The sequence below is a fragment of the Neisseria sp. HMSC064E01 genome, from assembly GCF_001808875.1.
GTDB classification, from domain to species: domain Bacteria; phylum Pseudomonadota; class Gammaproteobacteria; order Burkholderiales; family Neisseriaceae; genus Neisseria; species Neisseria sicca_A.
Genome location: NZ_KV794888.1, coordinates 1 through 3,461 on the forward strand (window position 1 = coordinate 1; position 3,461 = coordinate 3,461).

3 protein-coding genes are annotated in these 3,461 nt (G+C 42.4%); all 3 read right to left on the minus strand.

Features of this window, described 5'->3' with window-relative positions; translation table 11 throughout:
- Positions 1-117: 117 nt before the first annotated feature.
- A complete protein-coding gene (locus HMPREF2572_RS14985) occupies positions 118-1,134 on the minus strand; it encodes a tetratricopeptide repeat protein (RefSeq protein WP_246827737.1) in 1,017 nt (338 codons plus the stop codon).
- A gap of 67 nt (positions 1,135-1,201) precedes the next feature.
- Entirely contained in the window at positions 1,202-3,013 is a 1,812-nt protein-coding gene (locus tag HMPREF2572_RS02035) for a phospholipase D-like domain-containing protein (protein WP_070495957.1), read from the minus strand.
- Between the two features lie 10 nt (positions 3,014-3,023).
- On the minus strand, positions 3,024-3,461 hold a 438-nt coding region (locus HMPREF2572_RS14530), incomplete at its 5' end, for a hypothetical protein (protein WP_210385279.1).

The window sequence follows — 3,461 nt, forward strand, 5'->3', positions numbered from 1 at the left end:
GGGACAGTTCACATATTTTCAGACGACCTTTTTTAAAGTGCTGTTTCTTGATTCAACCTACTGCCCTGAAACCGTAGAAGTTGTTCTGAACTTCACTTTCAGACGACCTTTCTGCCTTTATTCTTTGCGTGGTGGCCAATATACGTCTTCTTTTTTGACGATACCGCGTTTTAGAATATCGGTAGCAAGAGCAGCGGTATCAGGCGGATTTTGGTAGAACGCCGCGTCTTCCTTGCTCATTGCGGAGTAGATGCCTTTCCAATGGGTTTTGGCGGGTGGCAGGGGCAGGACTTCGTCTAGGCGTGGGGAGGGGTAGAAGGGGTTGCCGCTTTTGGTGCCTGTGCCTTTAAGTGCCTTATACAATTCAGTATAGGCTGCTTGACGGATAGGATCCGCAGGAGTCGCTTCAAATTCTTTCATATAGGACTTTGAAGTACCATAAACTAACCCCAAGCGTAAAGCAGCGCCCCCTCCTCCTTCACCACCGTAACGTATTGCATTATGCATCAGCAGCAATGATTCTTTTAGGTCTCCATCAATCTTCTTAGATATGGATAATTCGTCCATTGCTGCAGAGAAACCTTGTTTGGCTGCACAGCTAAACAATGATTCACTAGTCTTCACATCTTTCATTTTATTTTCGTAAATCCGCGCCAATTCATATTGCGCCAGTGGCACGCCCAAATCCACCGCCTTTTGCAGATAGGCAAGTCCAAGTTTGGGATTATGGCTATAGCCTGCATTACCTTCATACAAAGCGTCAAACAGCCAATAGTTTGCCATTGCCCAATTTTTATCTAGACCATAATGCAGCCATTTACGTGCTCGTTTCTGCAAAGGATCAAACAATGTACCGCTTGCACCTTGTACGTGAGTGTAGAGCAAGTAGAGGTTGTTAATTGCCTGATAATGTCCTTTTGATGCAGCCGCTTCGTACAAGATAATCATATTCTGCAGCTCCTGTTTATTCCTGCGTCCATCTTTGGCATGAATCAGAGTGGCAGCACGATACCAAAGATGAGATTCGGCATCGGGTGGAGATGGAGACGTCCAAGCGGCGCAGGTGTATTGGGTACGCTTTGAGTCAAAGGCTTTGGGTATTGGGTGAGTTTTAGTGTAGTCACGATCAGGCATAGTAGCTCCTTGAAGATTGCAGACATTCAGGCAGTAGAGGCTTAGCAGTAAAATCAGTCTATTCATATTATGCTGTTCTCAAGCCTGCTGCGCACCTGTCATCTGAGAAAGGAGTTGCGTGACCTGTAATCATTTCATTCTTCAACATTCGTTTTTGGTTCTCCATAGTTAAATATCTAAAATTTTCAAAAAAATTATCCATTTGTCCATGCTTTTCAGGCTGCTCAACTATGCAATCACTGTACCGATCAAACAGTTTTTTCCGGAACTGATACGCTAACCTTTCATCATCACAAAGCAAATTCAATTCAGAATCCACTGCCATACTGCGGAAATTCAGATTCGCCGAACCAAGTGTGAAGAAGTCATCGTCAATAACCATCAACTTCGCATGAATATAAATATCTAGCGGTTGTTTACCAGAGACTTGAGTCTTCAAGTTGCAGAACACTGTTTCAATATTCATCGCTTTCAGTTCTTCATAAGTTTGCTTTTGTGTTGCTCTATTAAACCAGCCCCGTATAGTACGATGGTAACTCTGATCATCTTTGTTATAGTGGTAGAATTGCCTATCTCCTTGTCCAACTTGCTCGCTGACACCTAATTCATTTGCTGCTTGATGTGTGCGGAACATCATGCCATCTGCCTCAGGTTGCGGCGTAAAGACAAAAATATACAGTTTTGGCTTATTGATAGCACCCTGCTGTTCCAAACATTTTTGGTATTCACTATACCAACGTTTTAACTCTCTCACCCACTGCTCATATTGAAAAAACTGGTTAACTATCAACACATAACGGCGTGGATTTTCCGCTACTTGGAAATAGGCGCGACGAATTTCTAATTCCTTACCCCCTTGTTTTTCTAAATCCTTGTCAGGTCGAGTACGAACAAGTTGTACTGAAGAACCATAAGGATCACTATGCTTGATCATTTTATTTTCCAACTCTTTGTCTCGCCGTTCATTAGCAATTGCAGCATATTTTGTTTTTCCGATACCCCCTTTCTCACAATGTTCGTCCCATGATTCGCAGAAATTAGCATTCAAATCTATCAAACATGACCCCTTGATACCTATTGATAAATCATGCCAAGGTCTCTGTCTAGGCTCTCGAAGTGGTTCAACATGCCTCATTTCTACCGTATCCCAATAGGCGGTCAGGCTGTTGTGTCCCATCACATATCCATGCGCGTTTTCTTGTCCATAATCCACTAAAACAGACTTTTGATGATCACTGGGGAAACCCAGAGAGAACGCTTCTTTCGGACTAAGAGGGTCTTCATACATGACAGGAGTTTTACCATCTTTATCCTGTTTTGGTTGAATTTCTCGAAATACTATTTCAATATTTGGATAGTCTCCATTTTTAACTTGCTTGAACCATGTGCGCGAATATGTAGTAGCATCCGAGTTCCATTGTGAGTTATCAGTGTCATCATAGTAACCTTGTGGCGCATCTATCTCGCGATTTATCCGAGTTAATATTCCATATAACCCTGGGGCATTTTTCATCATTTGATTGCCGCCTCTTGAATACCAAAGCAGCAAACGAATTTTCATCTCCTTGTGATTAGTTGCCGCTTCTATCAAGTGATGACCGTAGCTATCAGTTTCCTTCCATTCCCAATTACTCCCTTCTCGAACAATCGGCATCGCCGGATCAAATCCCCAACATACAATGTCTATTGATTGTTTGGCTTCTTTAATAGATTTTGCAATTGCAGCAAAGACCTCCTGTCCACTGAAATACGGCGTGAGCTTGTTACCATTGCGTTGTTTGTAATTTGAGTTGTCCAAGTACCAGCGTGAAGAGAGTACTGCTGCACCCGCCTTGGTACAAGTAACTTGCTGTATATTTTCATTATTAGAATTTGGCATTTTCAATTCCTTAATCGATTTGCTTTTTATCAGATTGTTTAAAGTAACGGATAAGGGACGTATCCTTATTTGCTGTTTCTTCGTGCTCAACATGCCGATAACCTAAAGCAGTCAGGTTTTGGGCAAGTTGTTTCTTCACATTTTTTTCCTGCTGTTTATCTGGTGGAGTAATGTCAAATATTGCACCGTTGCTCAACTCTACTTTATATTTAGACTTATCATCATGCTCATACTCTATCGCACCCAAATCATCGGTCAGCCCCTCTTTTAGTAGCGCCCCATCTTTATAGAGTTTGTAGGGTTCGTTAGTGTAAACAAACCCATGACCGTGTGGTTTGGATGAAAGTACAAATCTGCCTTGTTTTAATGTTTTGGCAATGGTTTTCACCTGTTCTAATTGAAGACTGCTTGGCCCTGTCACCTCCATCGGCGCCTTCACCCTAACCAA